The organism is Neisseria yangbaofengii, assembly GCF_014898075.1.
Classification (GTDB): domain Bacteria; phylum Pseudomonadota; class Gammaproteobacteria; order Burkholderiales; family Neisseriaceae; genus Neisseria; species Neisseria yangbaofengii.
The window spans coordinates 2176623-2202788 of record NZ_CP062976.1 but is presented as its reverse complement, the minus strand read 5'-3'; the positions used below and the strand labels follow the sequence as shown (position 1 = coordinate 2202788).

The following is a 26166-nucleotide window of genomic DNA, read 5'->3' as shown; positions in this document are numbered from 1 at the left end:
ATGTTCCATCAAAAGGCCGTCTGAATTTCAGACGGCCTTTTTTCCGTTAAAATACGGTAAAACACGATTGTTCCGAATATAGCCGCCATGATGACACCCGAAACCCAAAAACAGCTCAAAGTCAACGATACTACCGCCAAAAAGCTCGACAAGCTTCATCTGCATAGCGCATGGGATTTGGCGCTGCACCTGCCTTTGCGCTATGAAGACGAAACCCACATCATACCGATTGCCGATGCGGCGGCGGGCGTGCCGTGTCAGGTGGAGGGGGAAGTGTTGCATCAGGAAGTCACCTTCAAGCCGCGTAGGCAGTTGGTGGTGCAGATTGCCGATGGTTCCGGCAGTGTCTTGTATTTGCGCTTCATCCATTTTTACGCCGGCCACCAAAAGCAGATGGCGGTGGGTAAACGCATTCGAGCGGTGGGCGAAATCAAGCGCGGGTTTTACGGCGATGAGATGATTCACCCGAAAATCCGCGATGCCGACGGCACCGGTTTGGCCGAAAGCCTCACGCCGATTTATCCGACTGTGAACGGCTTAAACCAGCCGACCCTGCGCCGTATCGTTCAGACGGCCTTAGACAGCATTCCCTTGCACGATACCTTGCCCGATGATTTATTAGGCCGTATGAAACTGCCGAACTTGGCCGAAAGCCTGCGCCTGCTGCACTCGCCGCCGCCGAGTTTCACCATCCGCCGGCTTTCGGACGGCACCTTGCCCGCGTGGCAGCGGCTGAAATTTGATGAACTGTTGGCGCAGCAATTGTCCATGCGTTTGGCACGGCAAAAGCGTGTCAGCGGCGCGGCGGCACCGTTAAACGGCAACGGCAGCTTGGTGCAAAAGCTGCTCGATTCGCTGCCGTTTGCTCTGACCCGGGCGCAACAGCGTGTGGCGGGAGAAATCAAGCAAGATTTAACGCAAACCTTTCCTATGCACCGCCTGCTGCAAGGTGATGTCGGCAGCGGTAAAACCATTGTCGCCGCATTGTCCGCACTCACCGCCATCGAGGCCGGCGCACAAGTAGCGGTGATGGCACCGACCGAAATTTTGGCCGAACAACACTTTATTAAGTTCAAGCAATGGTTTGAGCCGCTGGGTTTGACCGTAGCTTGGCTTTCCGGCAGCCGGCGCAAAAAAGAAAAAGACAGCAACAAAACCGCCATTTCAGACGGCCTTGCCCAAATCGCCGTCGGCACACATGCGCTGTTTCAAGACGATGTCGTTTTCCACAATCTCGGCTTGGTGATTGTCGATGAACAACACCGCTTCGGCGTGGCGCAACGTTTGGCCTTAAAAAACAAAGGCAACGACGTGCATCAACTGATGATGTCGGCTACCCCGATTCCGCGCACGCTGGCGATGAGTTTTTTCGCTGATTTGGACGTGTCGGTCATCGACGAATTGCCGCCCAACCGCACGCCGATTAAAACGCGGCTGGTGAATAGTGTACGCCGCGCCGAAGTCGAAGGGCTGGTGTTGGGTACTTGTCAAAAAGGGCAGCAGGCGTATTGGGTGTGTCCGCTGATTGAAGAGAGCGAAACGCTGCAACTGCAAACCGCCGTCGATACTCTGGCCGAGCTTCAGACGGCCTTACCCGAACTCAATATCGGCTTGGTTCACGGCCGCATGAAACCCGCCGAAAAAGCCGAAGTGATGGCCGGATTTATCGCAGGCCGTCTGAATGTGTTGGTGGCGACGACCGTGATTGAAGTCGGCGTCGATGTGCCCAATGCCAGCCTGATGGTGATTGAACACGCCGAACGCATGGGCTTGGCGCAACTGCATCAATTACGCGGCCGTGTCGGACGGGGTGCCGCCGCCAGCACCTGCGTGCTGCTGTTTACCGAGCCTTTGAGCGAACTGGCCAAAGCACGCCTGAAAGTGATTTACGAACACACCGACGGCTTCGAAATTGCCCGTCAAGACTTGAATATCCGCGGCCCCGGCGAATTTTTAGGCGCACGCCAAAGCGGCGTACCCATGTTGCGGTTTGCCAATCTGGAAGAAGATTTGCACCTGCTGGAACAAGCCCGCGAAATCGCGCCGAAACTGATTGCCGAACGGCCGGACATCGTGCGGGCGCATTTGGATCGGTGGTTGGGCAGTCGGGAAGGGTATTTGGGGGTGTGATATAAGGCCGGCTGAAAGCGCAATATTTTTCAGACGGCCTGTGTTTACGGTACAATCAAATCACATTATTCATGCCGTCTGAAAAGGAGAAAAATCATGAAACCGGAAAATACTTTGTGCATTGTGGTTGACATTCAGGAGCGTTTGCTGCCTGCCTTGCATAATGCGGATGCGATGGTCGAGCGCAGCCGTGTGGTGATTCAGGGCTTGCAGGCTTTGGAAGTGCTGTTGGTGGCGACGGAGCAGTATCCGAAGGGTTTGGGTAAAACCGTGCCGGCGGTGCAGCTTTTGTTGGGCGATAGGGCGGCAGTGTTTGAGAAAACGCGCTTTTCGGCGGTGATTGCCGAAGTGGAAGCCGTGTTGAATGAGAAGAACGTTGAAAACGTGATTTTGCTCGGTGCCGAAGCGCATGTGTGTATGCTGCAAACGGTGTTGGACTTGCGTGCGAAGGGTTTGGCGGTGTATGTGCCGTTTGATTGCACCACTTCGCGCAATCCGGCCAATAAAGACAATGCTTTGCAGCAAATGCGTGATGCCGGTGCGGTGGTGGGCAGCAGCGAAAGCGTGTTGTTCCAGTTATTGGGCGATGCGAAGCATCCGGCGTTTAAAACCGTATCGAAACTGATTCAGTAAAGGCCGTCTGAAATGCAATATATGGTTGCCGAAGCGGTGCAGGATGATTTGCCTGCCATTGTCGCCATTTACAACAGCACGATTGAGTCGCGCCAAGCGACGGCGGATTTGCAGCCGGTGACGGTGGCGCAGCGGCAGGCGTGGTTTGATGCGCATGGTGGCAAGCGGCCGTTGCTGGTGTTGCGGGATGTGCGCAACGAGATTGTGGCGTGGGGCAGCTTCAGCGATTATTACCCGCGCCAAGCCTACCACATCAGCGCGGAAATCAGCGTGTATGTGCGACAGGATGTGCGCGGTGCCGGCGTGGGTAAAGTGTTGCTGCGCTATATGCTGGAGCGTGCGCCGTCGTTGGGCATCCGTAATGTGTTGGCGGTGATTTTCGACCACAATCACGCCAGTATCCGTTTGTTCCGTTCGTTTGGTTTTGAAGAATGGGGACGCTTGCCACAGGTGTGCGATTTGGAAACGCAGTTGGCGGATATTGTGATTTTGGGTAAGAAGATTTTGGATTGATTGTATGAATATAGTGAATCCACTTTAAAATAGTACGGCGTTGGTTCGCCAAGCCGTATTATCTATACTGTCTTCGGCTCACCGCCTTGTCCTGTTTTAAAGTGAATCCACTATAAAAAGGCCGTCTGAATTTCAGACGGCCTTTTGATTTAGCGGCGCAAAATTGCCGAATTAACATATTTCTGTATCCCCGTGGCAATCGCTTGGGCACAGCGGATGCGGAAAGACGAATCTGCCAACAGCCTTTCTTCAACCGGGTTGGACAGGAAAGCAGTTTCCACTAAAATCGACGGAATATCCGGCGCACGCAAGACGGCGAAGTTAGCTTCGTCCACGCGGCCTTTGTGTAGCTGGTTGAGCTTGCCTAATTCGGTCAGCACCGATTGGCCGAGCTCGTGGCTGTCGCGCATGGTGGCGGTTTGCGCCATGTCGAGTAGGGCGTTGTCCACATGGCGGTTACCGCTGGTGCGCACACCACCGATGGCATCGGCGTTATTTTGCGTTTGCGCCAAAAATTTGGCTGCGGCGCTGCTGGCACCGCGCGGGTTGAGAATATATACACCGGTGCCGCGGGCGGTCGGGCTGGAGAATGAGTCGGCGTGTATCGAAACGAATAAATCGGCTTTGTTTGCACGGGCTTTGGCCACGCGCACGCCGAGGGGGATAAACACATCTTCGTTACGCGTCATATACACGGTGTAGCCCAAGGCTTCCAGCCGTTTTTTGACTTCGCGCGAGATAGACAACACGACGTTTTTCTCTTGTAAACCGCCTTTACTGATGGCGCCGGGGTCTTCACCGCCGTGGCCGGGGTCAATCATTACGACCGGACGGCGGCCTTTACTGCTCGATGGCGGCGGATTGCCGGCGGTACGGGACGGACGCGATGCGCCGGAAACCGGATTACCGTTGAGCAAGGCCATCATCGGGTCGTTGACATCCACGCCGTGCGGATAAAGGTCCATCACCAAGCGGTGTTTGAAACCGCCCACCGGCGCCAGCGCAAACACTTGCGGATGTACGCTTTGCTTCAAATCAATCACGATGCGAACGGTGGTCGGCGTGTTTTGTCCGACGCGGATGCTGCGGATAAAGGGGTCGTCGGCCAACACTTTTTTAGGAATACCCTGTAAAACGGTATTGATGTTGGTATTTTGAATATCTACGACCAGCCGGTTGGGGTTGTCGAGCAAAAAATGCTGAAACTGCAATACCGCAGATGCTTCAATCGTCACGCGCGTGTAGGAGAGTGCCGGCCAGATACGGGCGGCCACAAATTGAACGGGCTTGGCGGTTTTGGCCAGTGCGGTGGAAATCGGCGTCAGTGTAAAAAACAAACCCGCCGCTTGGCGGACCATTTGTCGTCGTGTCAGTTTAACCATGCTTCCAAACTTTTCCGGCCGTGAGAGGTGTGGGCGGTGAACGTCACCGTTCTGCCGTGTTCCGCGTGATTTAATGAAAGGGTAATGTCTGCGGCAGGCGTAAATTCGCCGCCTTGCTGCGGCCATTCGATCAGGCAAACGCTTTGGCCGTCGAATAAATCGTCTAAGCCCGCATCTTCCCATTCTTCAGGCGTGCTGAAGCGGTAGAGATCGAAATGGTGCAGCGTAAAATCGGCGAGCGGGTAGGATTCGACAATGGCATAAGTCGGGCTTTTTACCGCACCCTGATGCCCTAAGCCGCGCAGCAAACCGCGTGTCAGTGTGGTTTTGCCCGCGCCCAAGCCGCCTTGCAGATAAACCACCAACGGTGCATTCAGCGATTGTGCCCAGCTTGCGCCCAGCGCCAAAGTCGCTTCTTCGTCGGCGAGAAAACGGCTTACACCCGCACCATCAGTCATCAAATCGGCCTTCTTATTGTGGGATAAAGCGTAAATTATGATGGAATCCGGCAGATTTGCAAACCTTATGAATGATAAATTTAGATAAAATTGGCGTAAAACCCGGGCGGTGGAGCGCTTCTTTTTCACAAATTCAGCCGAATGGGTTCAGACGGCCTGCATGAATGGCTTGAATGATAGAGAGCCGAAACGGCTATTAAAATGCCGTCTGAAAGCGTGTACAATAACTGCCATATCGACTTTTAACCACCAATCATGAATATCAGCAAACAACGCCCCATCGGCGTATTCGATTCCGGCGTCGGCGGCCTGACCAATGTCCGCGCGTTGATGGAGCGGCTGCCGATGGAAAACATCGTCTATTTCGGCGACACCGCCCGCGTGCCCTACGGCACCAAATCGCGTGCCACCATCGAAACCTTTTCCCTGCAAATCGTTGATTTCTTGTTGGAACACGATGTCAAAGCCTTGGTCATCGCCTGCAACACCATTGCCGCGGCCGCCGGCACGAAAATCCGCCAAAAAGCCGGCAATATGCCTGTGTTGGACGTGATTTCCGCCGGTGCCGAAGCCGCGTTGGCGACCACGCGCAACAATAAAATCGGCATCATCGCCACCAATACCACCGTCAACAGCAATGCCTACGCCCGCGCCATTCATGCGCGAAATGCCGATACCTTGGTGCGCACGCAAGCCTCGCCTTTGCTGGTGCCGTTGGTAGAGGAGGGTTGGCTCGATCACGAAGTGACCCGCCTGACAGCGCGCGAGTATTTAAAACCTTTGCTGGTAGACGGCATTGACACGCTGGTGTTGGGCTGCACCCACTTTCCGCTGCTCAAGCCGCTCATCAGCCAAGAAGCGCCGAATGTGACTTTGGTCGATTCTGCCATCACCACGGCCGAAGCCGTCGCCAAAGCCTTGGCCGAAGCCGGGTTGCTCAATACCGACAATCCTGCGCCGGATTACCGCTTTTACGTCAGCGATATTCCGCTGCGTTTCCGTACCATCGGCGAGCGTTTTTTGGGCCGCAGTATGGAAAAGATTGAAATGGTGACCTTGGGTTAACCGAATAAAATGATAAAAACCTCAGGCCGTCTGAAAAGTCGTTATCCTTTTCAGACGGCCTTTGCATACGGGTTGAGCCAAGAAAGCGCATGCATTCGAACGGCGGAATTATAGTGGATTCACTATATCATAAAGCCGTCAGGCAAGGCATGGATTCAAGGCCGTCTGAAGCAGACGTAAAGGAGAACGATATGAACAACGCAAGCCGGTTTTTATGATAGATGCCGGTGTTGGAGCTCGACGCTTCCGTTAACGCCGCGCTTTTTTGGATAAAGCGCCGGCATTCGAGCTGAACAATGTGACTTTGAACCAAGCGGCAGATGATGTGATTGCCGCCAAACGCCCGGAAAACGCTTAATCAACGTATTTCGGATAGAATCGAAAAATCCCGCCGTAATCGGGAAGCGCGCAAAATGATGCACCAGCAGCGTGAAAAACGTGGGCAAGATTGTAAAGCCGCGGATAAGGCAGAGCAAAAAGAAACCGTATAGTGAATTGATTGCACCATATAATAAAAGGCCGTCTGAAAAGCGTTTTTCAGACGGCCTTGATGCTCGAAACGCACACCGCGCACGTTTGCCGTTTCGGTCAAACGCGCCGCCAATACCGCGTCTGCGCTGCCTGCACCGATGATGATGTAGTCGTAGGCGGATTTTAAAGTCGGATTCAAATCACCTTCTGCCTCTTTCTTGTTACCGGTTTGACGGAAAATGATTTGAGGCCGTCTGAAATGCTTCAGCCGCTGTGGCTGCGGTCGCGGTCGAGCGTTTCGATGCAGTCGCGCATCCACTGCCATGCCAGCGTTTGCTGGTCGCCGTGGGCATTCCACAACGCATCTTCGCTCAATACGCTGTATTCGCCCTGCGTGGTTAAATCGGGCTGCCAACCTTGTTCTTCGGCTTCCAAGCAGGCAAGGTATTCGCCGCCGAAGTAAAACGCCGCCAGCTCGAGCATAATTGCATCGCCGCGCTGCCAGTCTCGGCGTGCCTCTTCGAGCTTGGGCAGCAACTCTGTCCATTCGCGGTACAGGGCTTGGATTTCGTTAAGGCGTTGTTGGGTGGGGTGGCTCATTTTTATTTTTCCTTCTTTATTTGGATTGTTCGGTAAAACGGTTTGTTTTCAGACGGCCTTAAAGCATCGATTGGAATTCGCCCAAATCCACCAAACCGATTTGGTTCGGGTGTAGTGCATTAGGGTTTGAACGCCGTTTTCTCGGTCGATGTCCGATTGTTTGCAGCCGCCCGTCGGCATTTGCACCGGTGATTCGCCCCATGCATTGAGCCGGCAGATACCGGCTTTCAGACGGCCGACGCCGGTTAACAGCGTGGTATCTTCCTGCTTGCCGCGTTCGATGTAATCCAACACTTTTTCCACGTGCGGAAAGCTGGCCAAAGGATCGAAATTGGTGGTTTCTTCGAGCGGGTTGCCGATATGGATTCGATTCACGCGCCCAATGATTTTTTGTTCAAACGCTTTGAGTAGGATGCGGCTGCGTTCAACCGACGTCAATGCCGCCGAAAATTTCCGGCCTTCGATGGCCGTCTGAACTGCGCATTCGATTTCGGCCTCATCGCTTTCCTGCACAAGGGCAAGGATTTCGCCGTTGGCCGGATTGATGTTGCCGAAGGTGCCGGCATTCGGATTCGGTGCGACGTGTGCCCCGTTGATATACGCATGATGAACCATTCACAATAATCGTTTTTATAGTGAATCCACTTTAAAATAGTACGGCGTTGGTTCGTCTAGCAGTATTATCTATACTGTCTTCGGCTCACCGCCTTGTCCTATTTTAAAGTGAATCACTATAATTTTTGGTACAAATTTCCAACTGCTTTTACCATAACATAAATCGAACATTATTCAAAATCCGCATAAACGCAGCCTCTCGTCTGAAAAATTTTAATAAAAATCAAGGTGTCGTTTTAAAGTAAGCGGCTTTTCAGACGGCCTGATTGTGTTTAAAGCCTTACGGAAAGCTGATTTTCGGTTAGAATCAAGAAGTCTGAAATTTCTGTTTCAAACGGCCTATAGCCGCATCAAGGCCGTCTGAAAAAAGTAACCATTAAGCGAGAAAATTTATGAGCCAATATGTATATTCCATGCTGCGTGTGAGCAAGGTCGTGCCGCCGCAGAAAACCATTATTAAAGACATTTCGCTGTCGTTTTTCCCCGGTGCCAAAATCGGCTTGCTCGGTTTGAACGGCGCGGGCAAGTCCACCGTGTTGCGGATTATGGCGGGCGTGGATAAAGAGTTTGAGGGCGAAGCCGTGCCGATGGGCGGCATCAAAATCGGCTATCTGCCGCAAGAGCCGGAGCTTGATCCTGAAAAAACCGTGCGTGAAGAAGTGGAAAGCGGTTTGGGTGAAGTGGCGGCGGCGCAGAAACGTTTGGAAGAAGTGTATGCCGAATATGCCAATCCCGATGCCGATTTCGACGCTTTGGCGGAAGAACAGGGGCGGTTGGAAGCAATTATCGCCGCCGGTTCGAGTTCGGGCGGCGGTGCGGAACACGAGTTGGAAATCGCCGCCGACGCTTTGCGCCTGCCCGATTGGGACACCAAAATCGGCGTGTTGTCGGGCGGTGAAAAACGCCGTGTCGCCTTGTGCAAACTCTTGTTGAGCAAGCCCGATATGCTGCTGTTGGACGAGCCGACCAACCACTTGGACGCTGAATCGGTAGAGTGGTTGGAGCAATTCTTAGTGCGTTTCCCCGGCACGGTGGTTGCCGTAACCCACGACCGCTATTTCCTCGACAACGCCGCCGAATGGATTTTGGAACTCGACCGCGGACACGGTATTCCGTGGAAAGGCAATTACTCGTCTTGGCTGGAGCAAAAAGAAAAACGCTTGGAAACCGAAGCCAAAACCGAAGCCGCCCGTGTCAAAGCCATGAAGCAGGAATTGGAATGGGTGCGCCAAAACGCCAAAGGCCGCCAAGCCAAATCCAAAGCCCGTTTGGCACGTTTTGAAGAAATGAGCAACTACGAATACCAAAAACGCAACGAAACGCAGGAAATCTTCATTCCCGTTGCCGAGCGTTTGGGTAACGAAGTGATTGAATTTGTGAATGTTTCCAAATCGTTCGGCGACAAAGTGCTGATTGACGATTTGAGCTTCAAAGTGCCGGCGGGTGCGATTGTCGGCATTATCGGTCCGAACGGTGCGGGTAAATCCACGCTGTTTAAAATGATTTCCGGCAAAGAACAACCCGATTCCGGCGAAGTGAAAATCGGGCAGACCGTGAAAATGAGCCTGATTGACCAAAGCAGGGAAGGTCTGCAAAACGATAAAACCGTGTTCGATAACATCGCCGAAGGACGGGATATTTTGCAAGTCGGCCAATTTGAAATTCCTGCCCGCGCCTATTTGGGACGCTTCAACTTCAAAGGCAGCGATCAGAGCAAAATTGCCGGCAATCTTTCAGGCGGCGAACGGGGGCGGCTGCACTTGGCGAAAACGCTGTTGAGCGGCGGCAACGTGCTGCTGCTGGACGAACCGTCCAACGACCTCGACGTAGAAACCCTGCGCGCGCTCGAAGATGCCCTGCTCGAATTTGCCGGCAGCGTGATGGTGATTTCCCACGATCGCTGGTTCCTCGACCGCATCGCCACCCATATTCTCGCCTGCGAAGGCGATTCCAAATGGGTGTTCTTCGACGGCAACTATCAGGAATACGAAGAAGACAAAAAACGCCGCTTGGGCGAAGAGGGCGCGAAACCGAAACGGATTAAGTATAAACCGGTAACGCGTTGATTTGAATGGGCGATAAAGAGGCCGTCTGAAAAACTAGTTTTTCAGACGGCCTTTTCGATACCGAAAGTTAATCAGGCTTGAACCGCACGTTCTAAAGTCTGGTTAATCCATTCATTCAAACTGATGTTGCTGGCGGCAGCGGCAGCAGCGTGGATTTTCGGGCTGACGCGCACATTGAAGTGGCCGGAATAGTGTTTGTAAGGCTCTAAACCTTGTTCTGCGCAGACATCAAGAAAAGTTTGCAAACTTACCGCACCTTCTTTATGTAAGTCGGCTACGTTGTCTGCATAAAAATCTGCACCGCCGTTGAGGCCGATAAATTCGCCGCGCAGCATTTCAGTTTCAGGGTCGTATTGGATGACGGCTTTGCGGCCGTTGATGATCATGATGTTGTTCATGGTTTTACTCCGTTGGCTTCGAACCATTTTCTTACGGCGGCAACTGCGCCTTTGTCGGTATCGGGATTCGGATGCAGACGATGGAAAACTTGAACTTGTCCAAACAGAATCACAGCGATACGGCTGTCTTCACGTTCTTGAATGTCCGCGCCGAGTTCTTGAAACAGTGCCTCGATGTCTGCCCATTTAATGTTGCCCGATACAGGCCGTTTGAAAATTAAGGCTAGGGTTTTTGGTGTTTTTTCTTCATAATTTGATACCGTATTTTGGTACTACTTTATCGGAAATCAAAGCGCAATGCAATGGCTTGTGATAGGTTAATTATGGGTAGTCATATAAAGGCCGTCTGAAAAAATAGTTTTTCAGACGGCCTTTTCCTTTAAAATAATGCTTCGGCATATTCGTCATAACGGGGCAACATGAAAAATAAATCTGTCAAACAATCGGCCAAGCCGGATTTGAAAGCGGGGTTTAATGAAGTTTTGGCCGCGTATCAGCGGCAGGATTTTCAGACGGCCTTGGATAAGGTGCATGGGTTGTTGAAATTTTATCCGCAGCAGGATGCTGTGTTGAATATGGCGGGGGTGATTTTGGCGCAGTCAAACCGCGAAGAAGAAGCGGTGGCGATGTGGCAGAAGATTCCGGAAGCGAAGAAAAGCCATTCGGTATTGAACAATTTGGGCAATGCCTGCCGCCGCCTGAAAAAATGGGCTTTGGCGGAGCAATATTTGCGCAAGGCATTGGAACTGAAGCCGGATCATGCCGAGGCGCATTGGAATTTGGTGTTGACGCTCAATGATGCGGGGCGCAATGCGGAAGGCTTGCAGGCGGTAAAGGCGTTTTTGGCGTTGAAACCGAATGATGTGGATGGTTTGGAATATGCGGCGATGTTGGCGTTTAATGCACAGAATTTTGCCGAGGCCGATACGTTTCAGACGGCCTTATTGGCACAGCAGCCCGATCGTGCGGATATTTGGTTGGGCAATGCGTGGGCAAGACGCCGTCTGAAACGTTATGCACCGGCGGAATCAAGTTATCTTAAAGCATTGGCGCTGGATGAGCAGAATTACGATGCTTGGTACGGCTTGGCGAAAATGCGGCATTTTCAGCAGAAATATGAAGAAGCGTGCGACGCTTTGGCACGGGCGGTGGCGCTGCGGCCGGACAGTATCGAAGCACAAAGCGATTTGGCCTTGAACCGCCTGTATATTTTGGGGCAGGCAGAGCAGGGCGCGGCAGAGAGTTTCCGCTTGGGCGATTTGTATGCGGCGCAGGCGAAAAATGTATGCGTGCATGAAATTCAGCCGAAAGACAGGCTGCACATCGGGCTGGTGTCGTCGGATTTACGCCATCATCCGGTGGGTATGTTTGCGCAGGGTTTATTGTGTTCCGAAGCGGCCAAGCAGTTTGATTGGACGGCCTATGCCAACTCGCCGGTTTTTGACGCATTAAGCGAAACCATCCGTCCGACCTTTCGGGCGTGGCATAAGATTGACGATTGGTCTGATGAACAGGTGATGGCGCAAATCGCTTCAGACGCCATTGATATTTTGATTGATTTAAACGGCCATACCGCCGGTCACCGCATGGGCGTGTTTGCCGCGCAAGCCGCGCCGGTGCAGGCCGCTTGGTTGGGTTATTTTGCCACCACGGGCTTGCCGGCCATGCAGGCACTGATTGCCGATAGGTATTGCGTGCCGGAAGGCGAAGAAAAGCTTTACCGCGAAAAAGTTTACCGCCTGCCTCACACGCGCTTGAATATGCGTGTGCCGAAATTGGATATTACGGTAAACGAATTGCCCGCCTTGAAAAACGGCTGCATCACGTTTGGCTGCTTCCAAAATCTGACCAAACTGAATGATAATGTGTTGAAAACATGGGCGGTGGTGGCGAAAAAATACCCAAGTGCACACTGGCGTTTTCAGACGGCACGTTTAACCGAAGGCAGCGGCGAGCAAATTGCGTTCAAACAAAAATTACTCGATTTGGGCTTTTCAGACGGCGTATTGCATTTTCACGGCATGAGCGGCTATGAAGATTATTTTGCCGCGCATCATGAAGTGGATATGGTGTTGGACAGTTTTCCGTTTCCGGGCGGTACGACCACGGCGGATGCGCTGTGGATGGGCGTGCCGACGCTGACCTTGGCTTTAGAAGGTATGCTGTCGCGCCAAGGGCAGCAGCTTTTGTCAGCGGCGGGCTTGCCGGACTGGGTTTGCCCGCGTCTTGATGAGTATTTGACAAAGGCGTTTTACTGGGCGGATTCGGCGCATTGGACTGAACTCAATGCATTGCGCCAAAACTTGCGCGCGCAGGTGCTGGAAAGCCCGCTTTATGATGCGGAAACCTTTGCCCGCGACTGGTGCGATACAGTAAAAACGATATGGCAGGATGCGTGTAGCAGATAAAAGAAGGCCGTCTGAAAGTTTCAGACGGCCTTTGATGTGTGTTTTAACGGAGTTTTGTTGTGAGGCGTAAAGGAAAAAATCAAACCGTTTTTTTGCGCAGTGAAGGATGGTTTTGCAAATTATCTAAAAGAATATCAATCATGCGCGGGGCGACAAGGTGCAGTTCGAAGTTGTGCGGCGCGGCCAGCCATTGCTGAATCAGGCCGTCGATGCTGCATTTGACGAATATGGTGGCAAATTCGATATCCAGATTTTCATCTAAATCGTGCTGCTCGACGCATGCTGCCAAAATCATGTTGAGTTTGTGGTTCCATAAGGTTTGGTATTTGCCTACCAGTGAAATGATGGCTTCGTTTTGTTCGGTGTGTTCGCATTTGAGAAACAGAATATTGTAAAACTTATTGTGCAGGTTGTTGTTTTCCAAGCGCTCAAAAAATTTCATCAAGGTCAGGCGGAAATTGAGCCAGCTGTCTTTATTGGTATTCTCCAAATCCTGCACCAAACAATTTTCAATGTCGTCCGAAATACGTTGGAACAAGCCGTCGAACAAATCTTCTTTATTCTTAAAATGCCAATATAACGCACCGCGGGTCACGCCGGCGGTTTGGGCGATTTCGTTGAGCGAGGTGCGGGCAACCCCTTTTTTGTAAAACGTTTCCAAAGCGGCCAGCATTAAATGCTCTTTGGTCTTCAAAGCTTCGATTTTGGTTTTTCTCATTTGGCGTTCAAATCTTTATGTAAAAAATCCTGCGTATTATAAAAAATAATTTCATAACATGCAAGAATGTATGTATAATACCGACCGTAATCACAGCTTATGTAATCAATGTCTTAGTCACAACATTGATGTTTTCTTGCCTGTATTCCGGTCAAATCGTGTAAGTAGGCAGGTAGTGTTTATGGGCTGTGTGTAATAAATTTACATAAACAATCAAGACGATAGGAAAAGTAATGAATCTTCATGCTTCTCAAATGCTGCGTGTGGCGGCAATTGCCGCAGCAACCGCCTTGGCTTTGTCGGCCTGCGGAAAAGGCGATGATGCGCAGAAACAAGGCGGTCAAAATGCCCAAGCCCAACAAGAAGCCCGTGCGCCTGAAGTGGGCGTGGTAACGGTGTATCCGCAAACGGTTTCATTGACCACGGAATTGCCGGGCCGTTTGGAATCCGTCCGTACAGCACAAGTGCGCGCGCAAGTGGGCGGTATTATTGAGAAACGTTTGTTCCAAGAGGGCAGCTATGTCCGCGCCGGACAGCCGCTGTATCAAATTGACAGCGCCACTTACGAAGCCAATTTGGAAAGCGCACGCGCGCAATTGGCCACTGCTGAAGCTGCGTTGGCCAAAGCCAATGCCGACTTGGCACGCTATAAACCGTTGGTTGAAGCTGATGCCATCAGCCGCCAAGAATACGATGCGGCCATCACGGCTAAGCGTTCGGCCGAAGCCAACGTGAAAGCGGCTAAAGCCTCGATTAAATCAGCCGGTATTAATGTCCGCCGCAGCCGGATTACCGCGCCGATTTCAGGTTTTATCGGGCAGTCTAATGTTTCTGAAGGTACGTTAGTGAATGCAGGCGATACCACCGTATTGGCCACCATTCAACAAACCAATCCGATGTATGTCAATGTAACCCAATCGGCCACCGACATCATGAAGCTGCGTCAAGACATTGCCGAAGGTAAATTACAAACCGTCAACGGCAGTATCCAAGTAGGCATTCAGTTTGAAAACGGTAAAATGTACGGCCAAACCGGCCGCCTGCTGTTTGCCGATCCGACTGTGAATGAATCCACCGGTCAGGTAACGCTGCGTGCGGCGGTTCCGAATGATGATAACGTATTGTTGCCGGGTCTGTATGTGCGTGTGCTGATGAATCAGGCCGATGTTGCCAATGCGTTTGTCGTGCCGCAACAGGCGGTAACCCGGGGTGCGAAAGACACGGTGATGATTGTCAATGCCCAAGGCGGTTTGGAGCCTCGCGAAGTAACGGTGGCGCAGCAGCAGGGCAGCAGCTGGATTATCACGGCCGGTCTGCAGGACGGCGATAAAGTGGTGGTGGACGGTACGATGATTGCCGGTATGATGGGTGCGAAAAAAGTTACGCCGAAAGAGTGGAAACAGCCGTCTGAAAATGCCCCTCAAATGCCTGCGGCACACAATCAGGCCGCCTCTGAAGCCGAACAGGCTGCTTCCGACAGCAAATAAAATAATTGAGGAGGCTGCATGTCTAAGTTTTTTATTGACCGACCCATCTTTGCATGGGTTATCGCCATTTTTATCATCGCCGCCGGCTTTTTCGGGATTAAAAGCCTGCCGATTTCCCAATATCCGTCGGTGGCCTCGCCGACCATTACTCTGACCGCCACTTATCCCGGTGCTTCCGCCAAAGTGATGGAAGACAGCGTATTGTCGGTAATCGAACGTAATATGTACGGCGTGGACGGTTTGGACTATATGACCACGTCTGCCGATTCGAGCGGCAGTGGTTCGGTAACGCTGGCTTTTACGCCGGAAACCAATGAGGATTTGGCGCAGGTAAATGTGCAGAACAAACTTTCGGAAGTAACCGCTTTGCTGCCGGCTACCGTGCAGCAATACGGTGTAACCGTATCCAAAGCCCGTTCCAACTTCCTGCAGGTGGTGATGCTCACATCCGACAGCCATTCTGTCGAAGAAATGAACGATTATGCCCAACGCAACGTCGTGCCTGAATTGCAGCGTCTTGACGGCGTGGGCGGTGTTCGCCTGTTTGGTGCGCAGCGTGCGATGCGGATTTGGGTTGATCCGAAGAAACTGGAAAATTTCAATCTGTCGTTTGCCGATGTATCTGCCACTATCAGCGACCAAAATGTGCAGATTTCTGCCGGTGCACTCGGTGGGCTGCCTGCCAACGAAGGCCAGACCATTTCGGCAACCATTACCGCCCAAGGCCAGTTGAGTACGCCTGAAGAGTTCGGCAACATTATGCTGCGTTCCAATACGGACGGTTCCAACGTTTATCTGAAAGACGTAGCGAAAATCAGTTTGGGTATGGAAAACTATGCTACCGAATCCAAACTCAACGGCTCGGCCACAACCGGTATGGCGGTATCGCTGTCCAACAGCGGTAATGCCTTGGCAACCGCCAAAGCGGTGAAAGCCAAAATGGAAGAGCTGCAAAAATTCTTCCCTGCGGGCATGAAATGGGTCGTTCCTTATGATACGTCCACATTCGTTGATATTTCGATTGAAAAAGTGATCCAAACGTTGGTAGAAGCCATCGTATTGGTGTTTATCGTGATGTATCTCTTCCTGCAGAATATCCGCTACACGCTGATTCCGACGATTGTGGTGCCGATTTCCCTGATGGGGGCATTTGCCGTGATTGCATATATGGGCATGTCGATTAACGTATTGACCATGTTTGCGATGGTATTGGTCATCGGTATTGTGGTCGATGATGCCATTGTGGTGGTGGAAAACGTCGAGCGGATTATGGTGGAAGAGGGCTTGCCGCCGAAAGAAGCCACCAAAAAAGCGATGGGGCAGATTTCCGGTGCGGTAATCGGTATTACGGCGGTGTTGATGTCGGTATTTGTGCCGATGGCGATGTTCAGTGGTGCAACCGGTAATATTTACCGCCAATTTTCGATTACGATGGTTGCAGCAATCGCATTCTCGGCATTCCTTGCCCTGACGCTGACACCGGCATTGTGTGCCACCATGCTTAAAGCCATTCCGAAAGGCCATCACGAAGCGAAAAAAGGCTTTTTTGGTTGGTTCAACCGTAAATTCGACAGCGCAACCCACGGTTACGAAGGCTGGGTGGCGAAAATCCTGCGCAAAACCGGCCGTATGGCGGTGGTGTATGTGGCATTGTCGGCCGTCGGCGTATTCCTGCTGACCCGACTGCCGGGATCGTTCCTGCCGGAAGAAGACCAAGGTTTTGTGATGGTGAGCGTGCAGCTGCCTGCCGGTGCGACCAAAGAGCGTACCGATATTACGCTTGATCAGGTTACCAAAATTGCCCAATCCATGCCGGAAGTGGAAAACGTAATCAGCGTATCCGGTTTCAGTTTCAGCGGTTCGGGTCAAAATATGGCGATGGGCTTTGTGATTCTGAAAGACTGGAGTGAGCGTAATGCGCCGGGCAGCAATGCGGCTGCGATTGCCGGCAAATTGACCGGTGCCGCTATGGGTACGCTCAAAGACGGTTTTGCGATTGCGATTTCGCCGCCTGCGATTATGGAACTGGGTAACGCTTCGGGTTTGTCGTTTTACCTGCAAGACCGCACCAACAGCGGCCATGAAGCCTTGCTGGCAAAACGCAACGAATTGATCGGCAAAATGCGTCAAAGCCCGATTTTCAATCCGCAAACCGTGCGTGCCGGCGGCTTGGAAGATGCGCCGCAGCTGAAAATCGACATCAACCGTCAGGCTGCTGCTGCACAAGGTATTGATTTCTCAAGTATCCGCAACGTATTGGGTACGGCATTGGGCGGTTCGTATATCAACGACTTCCCGAATCAGGGCCGTTTGCAGCGGGTGATGGTTCAGGCTGAAGCCGCCGGCCGTATGCAGCCTGCCGATATTCTGGCGCTGACTGTGCCGAACAGACAGGGCGTTGCCGTGCCGCTTTCGACTTTTGCCACCGTATCTTGGGAAAACGGTATGCAGCAGAGCGTACGTTTCAACGGCTATCCTGCGATGGAGCTGACCGGTTCGCCGGCTCCGGGCCATTCGACCGGTGCCGCTATGGTTGCCTTGCAGCAGATGGTTGAAGAATTGGGCGGCGGTTACAGCTTGGAATGGGGCGGCCAGTCTCGCGAAGAGGCAAAAGGCGGTTCGCAAACCATGATTCTGTATGCTTTGGCCGGTGCCGCCATCTTCTTGGTATTGGCTGCGCTGTATGAAAGCTGGTCGATTCCGCTGGCGGTGATTCTGGTGATTCCGCTGGGTCTGATTGGTGCTGCGCTTGGCGTGAGCGGCCGCAATCTGCTTGATATGTTGTTGGGCGGTATTCCGGCGTATGCCAACGATATTTACTTCCAAGTCGGTTTTGTAACCGTGATGGGTTTGTCGGCGAAAAATGCGATTCTGATTATCGAGTTTGCCAAAGACTTGCAGGCTCAAGGCAAGAGCGCGTTGGGCGCTGCATTGGAAGCTGCACGCCTGCGTTTCCGTCCGATTTTAATGACCTCGTTTGCCTTTATTTTGGGCGTGGTGCCGCTGTATATCGCTTCGGGTGCCAGCTCGTCGAGCCAGCGTGCCATCGGTACAACGGTATTCTGGGGTATGCTGATCGGCACATTGCTGTCGGTATTCTTGGTGCCGCTGTTTTATGTGGTGGTGCGTAAGTTCTTCAAAGAAACCGCACACGAGCATGAAATTGCCGTTCAGCAAGCCGCCGCTGCGGGTATGTTGGCCGACGAAACCACACAATCTGACGCTGATAAGCACTAATCAAAGCTAACAGGCCGTCTGAAAAAGACTTTATTTTTCAGACAGCCTTAAGGATTTTTTATGAAAAATACAACCATCAAACCTGTGTTGAGCGCGGTGGCTGCTGCGGTGCTGTTATCGGCCTGTTCCCTGATGCCGAAATACGAGCAGCCGACTGTGGCCGTTGCCGACACTTTTAAACACGATACTGCTGAGCCGGGTATTCAGGCTGCTTCATTGGGTTGGCAGGATTATTTCGCCGACCCGCGCCTGCATCGTTTAATCGAAATCGCATTAGAACGCAACACCGACTTGCGCCAAGCTGTGTTGAATGCGGAAATCTACCGCAAACAATATATGATTGCGCGCAATGATTTGTTGCCAAACGTTGACGGCAGCGGCAGCGCAACCCGTTCACGTACTGCCCGCGACATGAGCGGCACCGGTTCGTCATACGTCCGTGAAGCCTACACCGTGGGTCTGGGTGTGGCTTCTTACGAAATCGACTTGTTCGGCCGTGTACGCAGCACCAGCGAAGCTGCCTTGCAAGGTTATTTCAACAGTGCCGCTACCCGTGATGCTACGCATTTGACTTTGGTTTCCAGCATTGCCAAAGCTTATTTCAACGAACGCTACGCCGAAGAATCCATGGCTTTGGCGCAACGTGTGTTGAAAACGCGTGAAGTGACCTACGATTTGTCGAAACTGCGTCATAAGGCAGGGGTGATCTCCGCTGTAGACTTACGTCAACAAGAAGCTTTGATTGAATCGGCCAAAGCCGATTACGCTTCTGCCGTGCAAGCCCGCGAACAAGCGCGCAATGCCTTGGCTTTGTTGATTAACCAGCCTTTGCCGGAAGATTTGCCGAAAGGCCTGCCATTGGACCGACAGTTCAAAATCGACCGCCTGCCGGCCGGTTTGAGCTCAGAAGTATTGCTCAACCGTCCTGACGTGCGTGCGGCGGAATTTGCGCTGAAGCAAGCCAATGCTAACATCGGTGCGGCGCGTGCGGCGTTTTACCCACGCATCAGCTTGACCGGTTCTTTAGGCACCGGCTCGACCGAATTAGATGGCTTGTTTAAAGGCCCTAACCGCATGTGGTCGTTCGGCCCATCAATCAGCATTCCGATTTTCAACTGGGGCACCAACAAAGCCAATCTCGACGTAGCCAAATTACGCCAACAAGCCCAAGTGGCCGCATATGAAAATGCCGTGCAATCAGCATTCCAAGACGTATCCAATGCCTTGGTGGCACGCCGCCAGCTCGACCAACGCTACACTGCATTAATCAAGCAAAGCCGTTCATACGGCGACTACCTGCGCTTGGTCAACCTGCGCTACAAACACGGCGTATCCAACGCATTAGATTTGCTTGATGCAGAACGCAGCAGCTACGGTGCCGATACGCAAGTATTGGCCACCCAGCTGACCCGCTTGGAGAATCTGGCTGATTTGTACAAGGTATTGGGTGGTGGTTTGAAACGCTTTACCAATGATCCGGTTGAAACCGGCAATTAAAGTTTGAATCATGAAAAAAGGCCGTCTGAAAAATGAAACTGTTTTTCAGACGGCCTTTTTTCAGTTTTAAATGGTAAAAGCATTGAATATCAAATTTAGTATGCAGGTTTAATGAAATGAAAATTAGTGTCGCTTCTCTGCTACAGTTATTTTTTTATTCAGTGGAACAGGGACTGGCTTAAATAATTAAGCGACAGCAATCCGAAGAGATTTTTTTTTAATATAACTACATGAAAATCACTATATTAAACGTTATTAAGTTTTCAATATGAAGTTATATCGAGAATATTTTTAAATCATCAGTATCATGGTTTGAAAGCATCCAAATTTAATTATTACGTTAATGTCATATTGGAAATTGGTAATCATTACTATCTTCTGGTGATTCTAGTAAAATAATGCTAAGATCCTTTTCAATTAGCAAAATGTTTCAGTGAGTGGATTGAGATCCAAGCAGTTTTGCTGTTGTCTGATTTCAGTAAAGAATTCATCAAAAATGGCTTTGTCAAGGAGATAATTAATGAAAGATTTTAAGAAGTTACCATTGGCTTCTGCGGTAATGTGTGCATTGGTGGCGTTGCCTGTATCGGCCGAAACCGAAGTACGGAATACAGCTGATTTGGATACGGTCATGGTAACCGGCGACCGTCAAGGTACTAAGGTTAAAACCAATGTGGTGAACAGCAAAGAAAAAGATGAAAGTGTAGAGACCGATTTGCGTGGCCTGTTTAAAGATGAGCCGGCGATTGGTATGGGTGCAGGTAACGGTACGACGCAGTATCTGTATATTCGCGGTATGGGTCAAAACTCGGTAGATGTGAAAGTAGACGGTGGCTATTCAGATAGCCAAATTCACTACCATCAAGGCCGTCATATGTTGGATCCTGCTTTGGTGAAAATCGTTTCCGTGCAAAAAGGTGCGGGTAGTGCCTCTGCCGGTATCGGCCAAACCAATGGTGCGGTAATTGCCAAAACTTTGGATGCTGCCGATTTATTGAAAAACAGCACTAACCCTAATTTTGGTGCACGCATTAATGCCGGTTACAACAGCAATGACGGTCATAACTATGGTGCCGCTTTGTTTGGCAAGGCAGGTGCATTTGATTACTTGATTGCCGGCAACCGTGTAGACGAAGACGAATATAAAGGCGGCAAAAATTATGTCAATGATTACAACGGTTCGAACCGTGTGCCTTACAGCAAATTGGATAAAACCGGCTACTTAGGCAAAATCGGCCTGAATATCAATGAAGACCACCGTGTCGCTTTAAGCCATCGTCACGAACAGCATAAAGGTGAGCGATTGGTTCGTGAAGAGTTTGGAATGTGGCAGGAATACCGCAGGCCTAATGGCAGTATTGTAACCCAAGCGCCGGCTATGCGCAAAATGACCGTTAACCATACCAACTTGGAATGGACAGGCAAGAACTTGGGTTTTGCCCAGTCAGCCAATGCGAACATTTACCGTTTGGAACAAGGCCGTTGGTCTGCTGATGACAGTGGTAATGGTTATGCGGGGGGACGAAACAATACCGGTGCCACTAAAATCAAACTCGATACCATTGGTGCCAATGTCAATTTCGATTCGCAAGTACACGACAATGTGACGGTAAAATACGGTGTCAACTACCGTAATCAAGAAGTGAAACCGCATCAAATTTTCCGTGAAGGTGTGCGTCATCAGGAAAAACAAGATGTCGGCGTATATGGTGAGGCCATTGTCGATATCAGCGATGTAACCCTGACTGCAGGCTTGCGCTATGATCATTTCAATTTTAAAGCCATGGACGGTAAGAAAATCAGCGATGGCGCAGTTAATCCAAGCGTAGGTGTCATTTGGCAGGCTATGCCGAGCTTGAGCTTCAGTGCCAGTCACAATTATGCAACCCGCAGCCCGCGTATGCACGATGCCATTATGTCTCACGGTGCACGCGGTGTGGTATCGATTGCTGATGGCACGAAAGCCGAACAAGCCCGTAACACGGAAATCGGTTTCAACTACAATGACGGTACATTTGGCTTCGAAGGCAGCTACTTCTGGCAGAATATTAAAGATGCATTGGGTACCAGCACCGGCCGTGACAACCACTTGTGCGATGGCAGTAATCTGCAATGTGCCTCTGAAATCATCAATGCCGGCCGTGTGAAAAATAAAGGTTACGAGTTGGCTGCTTCTTACCGTTATGAAGGTTTGACTGCACGTTTAGGTGTCGCACATGCTAAACCTCGTTTCTATGGTGAGCATTTGAGCTCTAATCCGGAATATGCTTCTGCCATTGGCCGTACATGGACTGCTTCTTTGGCTTATCGCTTCAACAAGCCAAACTTGGAAGTGGCCGTACACCGTCGCCAAGTTGAAAAAGTTAAACCGGAAGATAACTTCTTCACAAGCAATGCTCAAATTACTGCAGCTAATGGAACCGGTAAAGCTTCTTACGGCGTAACTGATATTTCGGCCAACTGGAAGCCTTTGAACAACGATAAGATGAATGTGAATTTTGCAGTAAACAACATTACCAATAAAAATTACATTCCGCACGCACAGCGCAGCAACTTGCCGGGAGCCGGTCGTGAATACCGTATCGGTATGAATTACACTTTCTAAAAGCAGTATGCAAAATGCCCGATTTGTGTCGGGCATTTTTTACGGGATAAATAATCAAATTGAATGAGGCCGTCTGAAAGTTATGTTGAATATCTGCTTGTTTTCAGACGGCCTTTTGCAATCCTAAATCAAATTTTTGATGGAAAGAAATATTAACGTTTAATTGCCAAAGTCAGTACACCGGCAGTCACCAAGCCCAAGCCCACCCATTCTTGCGTACTTGGGCGCTCATCCAAAAACACCACCGCCATCAGCGCGACCAATACCAAGCTGAATTTATCGACGGGCGCAACTTGCGAGGCATTACCCATTTGCAGGGCTTTGAAATAGGCCAGCCATGATGCGCCGGTGGCAAGACCGGAGAGAATCAGGAATGCCCAGTTGCGGCCGGTGAAGTTTTCCACGCCCTGCCATTTGCCGGTGTAGGTGAGAAACAAGGCCAGTGCGGCGATGATGACCAGCGTGCGGATAAAGGTGGCAAAATCCGAATCGATGCCCTGTAAACCGGCTTTGGCGAAAATGGCGGTGAGTGCGGCGAAAAATGCCGAAGCCGCTGCCCAATAAAACCAAGTAGCCCCCATGCGAAACCCCTTTTTTAAATAGAAAATAAACAGAGTTTCAGACGGCGTGATTAGCAATAATGCCGTCTGAAAACAAATATGGATGAAAAAAACAACCTTTCGATTTGAAAAAATGCGGTTCATTCTCAAAAACGTTATAATGCCATGATACACCCAATTCCATCTACTTGGAGGAGAAAACATGAGTTTCAAAACCGATGCCGAAATCGCTCAAGCCGCGGCCATGCAGCCGATTGCCGACATTGCGGCCAAGCTTGGCATTGCCCATGAAAAGCTGGAGCCATACGGCCATTACAAAGCCAAAATCAATCCCGACGAAGCATTTGCGCTGCCAAAGAAACAAGGCCGTCTGATTTTGGTGACCGCCATCAACCCGACCCCGGCAGGCGAGGGCAAAACCACCGTGACCATCGGTTTGGCCGATGCGTTGAACTACATTGGCAAACAAGCCGTGATTGCGTTGCGTGAACCGTCTTTGGGCCCTGTATTCGGTGTGAAAGGCGGCGCGGCGGGTGGCGGCTATTCGCAAGTGTTGCCGATGGAAGACATCAATCTGCACTTTACCGGCGATTTCCATGCCATCGGTGCGGCCAACAACCTGCTGGCGGCCATGCTGGACAACCATATTTATCAAGGCAACGAACTGAATATCGACCCGAAACGCGTATTGTGGCGCCGTGTGGTCGATATGAATGACCGCCAACTGCGCAATATCATCGACGGTTTGGGCAAGAGCGTTGACGGCGTGATGCGCCCCGACGGCTTCGACATTACCGTCGCATCCGAAGTAATGGCCGTGTTCTGCCTGGCCAAAGACATCAGCGATTTGAAAACCCGTTTGGGTAATATTTTGGTGGCCTACGCCAAAGACGGCAGCCCGGTTTACGCCAAAGATTTAAAAGCACACGGTGCGATGGCGGCTTTGTTGAAAGACGCGATTAAGCCGAATTTGGTGCAAACCATCGCCGGTACGCCCGCATTCGTACACGGCGGCCCGTTTGCCAACATCGCCCACGGCTGCAATACCGTGTTGGCGACCCGTTTGGCGAAACACTTGGGTGATTATGCCGTGACCGAAGCCGGTTTCGGTGCCGATTTGGGCGCGGAAAAATTCTGCGACATCAAATGCCGCTTGGCCGAATTGCGACCTGATGCCGCCGTGGTGGTTGCCACCGTGCGCGCACTGAAATACAACGGCGGTGTAGAACGCGCCAACTTGGGTGAAGAAAATTTAGACGCATTGGCCAAAGGTTTACCAAATTTGTTGAAACACATCAGCAACCTGAAAAACGTATTCGGCCTGCCGGTGGTGGTGGCGCTCAACCGCTTTGTGTCCGATACTGATGCCGAATTGAAGCTGATTCAAGACGAATGCGCCAAGCAAGGTGTGGAAGTGTCGTTGGCCGAAGTGTGGGCAAAAGGCGGCGAGGGCGGCGCGGATTTGGCACAAAAAGTGGTTAATGCCATCGAAACCCAGCCGAATAATTTCCAATTTGCCTATGAAACCGATCTGCCGATTAAAGACAAAATCCGCACCATCGCACAAAAAATCTACGGCGCGGCCGATGTGGAGTTCAGCGCCGAAGCCAACGCCGAAATCGCCTCACTGGAAAAACTCGGTTTGGATAAAATGCCTGTGTGCATGGCTAAAACCCAATATTCATTGAGCGACAACGCCGCTTTATTGGGCAAGCCCGAAGGCTTCACCGTGAGCGTGCGCGGCATTACCGTATCCGCCGGCGCAGGCTTTATTGTTGCCCTGTGCGGCAACATGATGAAAATGCCGGGCTTGCCGAAAGTACCGGCTGCCGAGAAAATCGATGTCGATGAAAATGGCGTGATTCACGGTTTGTTCTAAATCACATTAAATTAAGTTGGCTAATAAAAAAGCCGTCTGAACGTATTTTCAGACGGCTTTTTTATGTTAACCGATTTTCATCAAATCTCAAGTTAATAATTGTTCAAGCGGCATGTTTAAAGCATTTGCAATTCTTCCCATTACATCAATCGTTACATTACGCTCGCCACGTTCGACTTCACCGATATAGATTCGGCTTACTCCGGCAAGATGTGCAAGCTCTTCTTGAGAAAATTCTTTTAATCTTCTGATTTGCCCTACATTTTGGGCAAAAATTAGTCGATAAGTAATTGGAGAAATAGGAGATTCGTTCATAAATGTAGTATCTATTATTGGCGAATTTGTAAATGGAGAACCAACTAATCATCATTTATATAATGAAGATTTTGATATAAGGAATAAATATGAAACGTTATACAGTTAAATATCAAATGAATGGATCCTCGTCTGTGCCAAGTGCACTTGTGACAGCGAGTAGTGCAAGTCAGGCTCGTGAACAGATTAAGGCACGTTATAATGGTAAAGTAAAAATTATTTCATGTGTTGAGCATTAAAATCTTTTTTGTAATCAGAGGCCGTCTGAAAGATTTGAATCTTTCAGACGGCCTTTTTATAATATCTTCATTATTTTAGAAAAACCTCATCATGAATTTACTGCAAGAAACCGATATTTTAAAAGCCAAACTGGCCGGGATGCGGCCTTTGACGCAAAGTGAATTGCAACGGCTGCGCCATGAATTCATCATCGAGAGCAGCTACAATTCCAATGCCATCGAGGGCAATACCATCACCTTGCGCGAAACGGCGATGATTTTGAATGACGGCATGACCATTTCTGAAAAGCCGATTCGCGAGCATTTGGATATCATCGGTTTTAAAGATGCTTTTGAATATGTGTTCAATATCGTGGTGCACAACGAGCCTTTAACCGAGCGGAACATCAAGGATATTCATGCTTTGGTGTTGATGGCTAATGCGGAGCACCGTGGCCGCTACCGCAATATTCCGGTGCGGATTATGGGTGCGGAAAACGAAACCACGCCGCCTTACCGCATTGCTGAAGAAACCGCGCAAATGCTGCTTACCTATCAGCAACAATTAACGACCCAACATCCCTTGCAAGCGGTGGCATGGCTGCATTTGGCATTTGAAAGCATCCATCCGTTTATCGATGGCAACGGCCGCACCGGCAGGCTGTTAATGAATTTGGAATTACTGAAAAACGGCTACCTGCCCGTGGACATTAAATTTACCGACCGCGTCCGTTATTACCAATGCTTTGATGATTTTCACCGCAGCGGCAAAAATCCCGACAGTTTGTGCCGCCTGATTGCCGAGTATGAAAAAAGCGAATTGGAACGCTACATTGCCATTTTGGCCTGATTTTCAGACGGCCTTTCGGTTATAATCACGGCTGTTGATGAATCATAAAAGGCCGTCTGAA

The 26166-nt window shown here is 50.7% G+C and carries 23 protein-coding genes; 13 read left to right on the top strand and 10 right to left on the bottom strand.

Annotation, left to right across the window (positions count from 1 at the left end; all coding sequences use genetic code 11):
* Positions 1–87: 87 nt before the first annotated feature.
* From recG to H4O27_RS10725, 3 genes are all read left to right on the top strand, one after another.
* Positions 88–2130 carry an ATP-dependent DNA helicase RecG gene (recG, locus tag H4O27_RS10735; protein ID WP_193004263.1) on the top strand — a complete coding sequence of 681 codons (2043 nt, stop codon included), beginning with the start codon at positions 88–90 and terminating at the stop codon, positions 2128–2130.
* Positions 2131–2226: 96 nt separating this feature from the next.
* Positions 2227–2763: an isochorismatase family protein gene (locus H4O27_RS10730; protein WP_165008713.1), complete on the top strand. Its 537-nt coding sequence runs from the start codon at positions 2227–2229 to the stop codon at positions 2761–2763.
* Between the two features lie 12 nt (positions 2764–2775).
* Entirely contained in the window at positions 2776–3276 is a 501-nt protein-coding gene (locus tag H4O27_RS10725; protein WP_165008715.1) for a GNAT family N-acetyltransferase, read from the top strand.
* Positions 3277–3425: 149 nt separating this feature from the next.
* On the opposite strand, the gene H4O27_RS10720 is transcribed toward H4O27_RS10725, so the two are convergent.
* Both H4O27_RS10720 and tsaE read right to left on the bottom strand, forming a co-directional pair.
* Positions 3426–4658 carry an N-acetylmuramoyl-L-alanine amidase gene (locus H4O27_RS10720; protein ID WP_165008717.1) on the bottom strand — a complete coding sequence of 411 codons (1233 nt, stop codon included), beginning with the start codon at positions 4656–4658 and terminating at the stop codon, positions 3426–3428.
* Positions 4646–5116 carry a tRNA (adenosine(37)-N6)-threonylcarbamoyltransferase complex ATPase subunit type 1 TsaE gene (gene tsaE, locus H4O27_RS10715; RefSeq protein ID WP_165008719.1) on the bottom strand — a complete coding sequence of 157 codons (471 nt, stop codon included), beginning with the start codon at positions 5114–5116 and terminating at the stop codon, positions 4646–4648. Before tsaE ends, H4O27_RS10720 begins: the two co-directional genes overlap by 13 nt.
* A gap of 252 nt (positions 5117–5368) precedes the next feature.
* Here tsaE and murI point away from each other — a divergent pair, with 252 nt between their 5' ends.
* Positions 5369–6181: a glutamate racemase gene (murI, locus tag H4O27_RS10710; protein WP_193004424.1), complete on the top strand. Its 813-nt coding sequence runs from the start codon at positions 5369–5371 to the stop codon at positions 6179–6181.
* 358 nt (positions 6182–6539) lie between these two features.
* On the opposite strand, the gene H4O27_RS10705 is transcribed toward murI, so the two are convergent.
* The 3 genes from H4O27_RS10705 to H4O27_RS10695 form a co-directional block, all read right to left on the bottom strand.
* Positions 6540–6851 carry a GMC family oxidoreductase N-terminal domain-containing protein gene (locus H4O27_RS10705; RefSeq protein WP_165008699.1) on the bottom strand — a complete coding sequence of 104 codons (312 nt, stop codon included), beginning with the start codon at positions 6849–6851 and terminating at the stop codon, positions 6540–6542.
* 65 nt (positions 6852–6916) lie between these two features.
* Complete coding sequence (locus H4O27_RS10700) at positions 6917–7252, bottom strand: DUF4298 domain-containing protein (RefSeq protein ID WP_165008723.1); 336 nt, start codon at positions 7250–7252, stop codon at positions 6917–6919.
* Between the two features lie 48 nt (positions 7253–7300).
* On the bottom strand, positions 7301–7867 hold the full coding sequence (locus tag H4O27_RS10695; protein WP_165008725.1) for an aldehyde dehydrogenase family protein: 567 nt from the start codon (positions 7865–7867) through the stop codon (positions 7301–7303).
* A gap of 392 nt (positions 7868–8259) precedes the next feature.
* On the opposite strand from H4O27_RS10695, the gene ettA reads away from it, so the two are divergent.
* Positions 8260–9933, top strand: coding sequence for an energy-dependent translational throttle protein EttA (ettA, locus tag H4O27_RS10690; protein WP_165008727.1), 1674 nt, complete (start codon positions 8260–8262; stop codon positions 9931–9933).
* A gap of 71 nt (positions 9934–10004) precedes the next feature.
* Here the strand turns inward: ettA and H4O27_RS10685 are convergent, their stop codons facing one another.
* The gene (locus tag H4O27_RS10685) at positions 10005–10331 is read right to left on the bottom strand and encodes a type II toxin-antitoxin system HicB family antitoxin (protein WP_165008729.1); all 327 of its coding nucleotides are present in this window, start codon (positions 10329–10331) and stop codon (positions 10005–10007) included.
* Positions 10328–10474: a hypothetical protein gene (locus H4O27_RS13635; RefSeq protein ID WP_371870283.1), complete on the bottom strand. Its 147-nt coding sequence runs from the start codon at positions 10472–10474 to the stop codon at positions 10328–10330. Before H4O27_RS13635 ends, H4O27_RS10685 begins: the two co-directional genes overlap by 4 nt.
* Positions 10475–10750: 276 nt before the next feature.
* On the opposite strand from H4O27_RS13635, the gene H4O27_RS10680 reads away from it, so the two are divergent.
* A complete protein-coding gene (locus tag H4O27_RS10680; RefSeq protein WP_165008731.1) occupies positions 10751–12739 on the top strand; it encodes an O-linked N-acetylglucosamine transferase, SPINDLY family protein in 1989 nt (662 codons plus the stop codon).
* Positions 12740–12818: 79 nt separating this feature from the next.
* Here H4O27_RS10680 and mtrR read toward each other — a convergent pair whose 3' ends face one another.
* Entirely contained in the window at positions 12819–13457 is a 639-nt protein-coding gene (mtrR, locus tag H4O27_RS10675; protein WP_165008733.1) for a multidrug efflux system transcriptional repressor MtrR, read from the bottom strand.
* Positions 13458–13690: 233 nt separating this feature from the next.
* Between mtrR and H4O27_RS10670 the strand changes: the two genes are divergently transcribed.
* The 4 genes from H4O27_RS10670 (at position 13691) to H4O27_RS10655 (ending at position 22283) form a co-directional block, all read left to right on the top strand.
* Entirely contained in the window at positions 13691–14944 is a 1254-nt protein-coding gene (locus H4O27_RS10670) for an efflux RND transporter periplasmic adaptor subunit (RefSeq protein WP_165008735.1), read from the top strand.
* 18 nt (positions 14945–14962) lie between these two features.
* Positions 14963–18181, top strand: a complete 3219-nt coding sequence (locus tag H4O27_RS10665) for an efflux RND transporter permease subunit (RefSeq protein WP_165008737.1) — start codon at positions 14963–14965, stop codon at positions 18179–18181.
* A gap of 60 nt (positions 18182–18241) precedes the next feature.
* Complete coding sequence (locus H4O27_RS10660) at positions 18242–19678, top strand: efflux transporter outer membrane subunit (protein ID WP_165008739.1); 1437 nt, start codon at positions 18242–18244, stop codon at positions 19676–19678.
* Between the two features lie 520 nt (positions 19679–20198).
* On the top strand, positions 20199–22283 hold the full coding sequence (locus H4O27_RS10655; protein WP_165008741.1) for a TonB-dependent receptor domain-containing protein: 2085 nt from the start codon (positions 20199–20201) through the stop codon (positions 22281–22283).
* Positions 22284–22435: 152 nt separating this feature from the next.
* Here H4O27_RS10655 and H4O27_RS10650 read toward each other — a convergent pair whose 3' ends face one another.
* Positions 22436–22864, bottom strand: a complete 429-nt coding sequence (locus H4O27_RS10650; RefSeq protein WP_165008743.1) for an EamA family transporter — start codon at positions 22862–22864, stop codon at positions 22436–22438.
* Positions 22865–23045: 181 nt separating this feature from the next.
* Here H4O27_RS10650 and H4O27_RS10645 point away from each other — a divergent pair, with 181 nt between their 5' ends.
* Positions 23046–24722 carry a formate--tetrahydrofolate ligase gene (locus H4O27_RS10645; protein ID WP_165008745.1) on the top strand — a complete coding sequence of 559 codons (1677 nt, stop codon included), beginning with the start codon at positions 23046–23048 and terminating at the stop codon, positions 24720–24722.
* 87 nt (positions 24723–24809) lie between these two features.
* Here H4O27_RS10645 and H4O27_RS10640 read toward each other — a convergent pair whose 3' ends face one another.
* The gene (locus H4O27_RS10640) at positions 24810–25037 is read right to left on the bottom strand and encodes a helix-turn-helix domain-containing protein (protein ID WP_165008747.1); all 228 of its coding nucleotides are present in this window, start codon (positions 25035–25037) and stop codon (positions 24810–24812) included.
* A gap of 89 nt (positions 25038–25126) precedes the next feature.
* On the opposite strand from H4O27_RS10640, the gene H4O27_RS10635 reads away from it, so the two are divergent.
* Positions 25127–25276, top strand: a complete 150-nt coding sequence (locus H4O27_RS10635) for a hypothetical protein (protein WP_165008749.1) — start codon at positions 25127–25129, stop codon at positions 25274–25276.
* A gap of 91 nt (positions 25277–25367) precedes the next feature.
* Positions 25368–26105 (top strand): Fic family protein, encoded by a 738-nt coding sequence (locus H4O27_RS10630; protein WP_165008751.1) that lies wholly within the window; start codon positions 25368–25370, stop codon positions 26103–26105.
* The last annotated feature ends 61 nt before the right edge of the window (positions 26106–26166 follow it).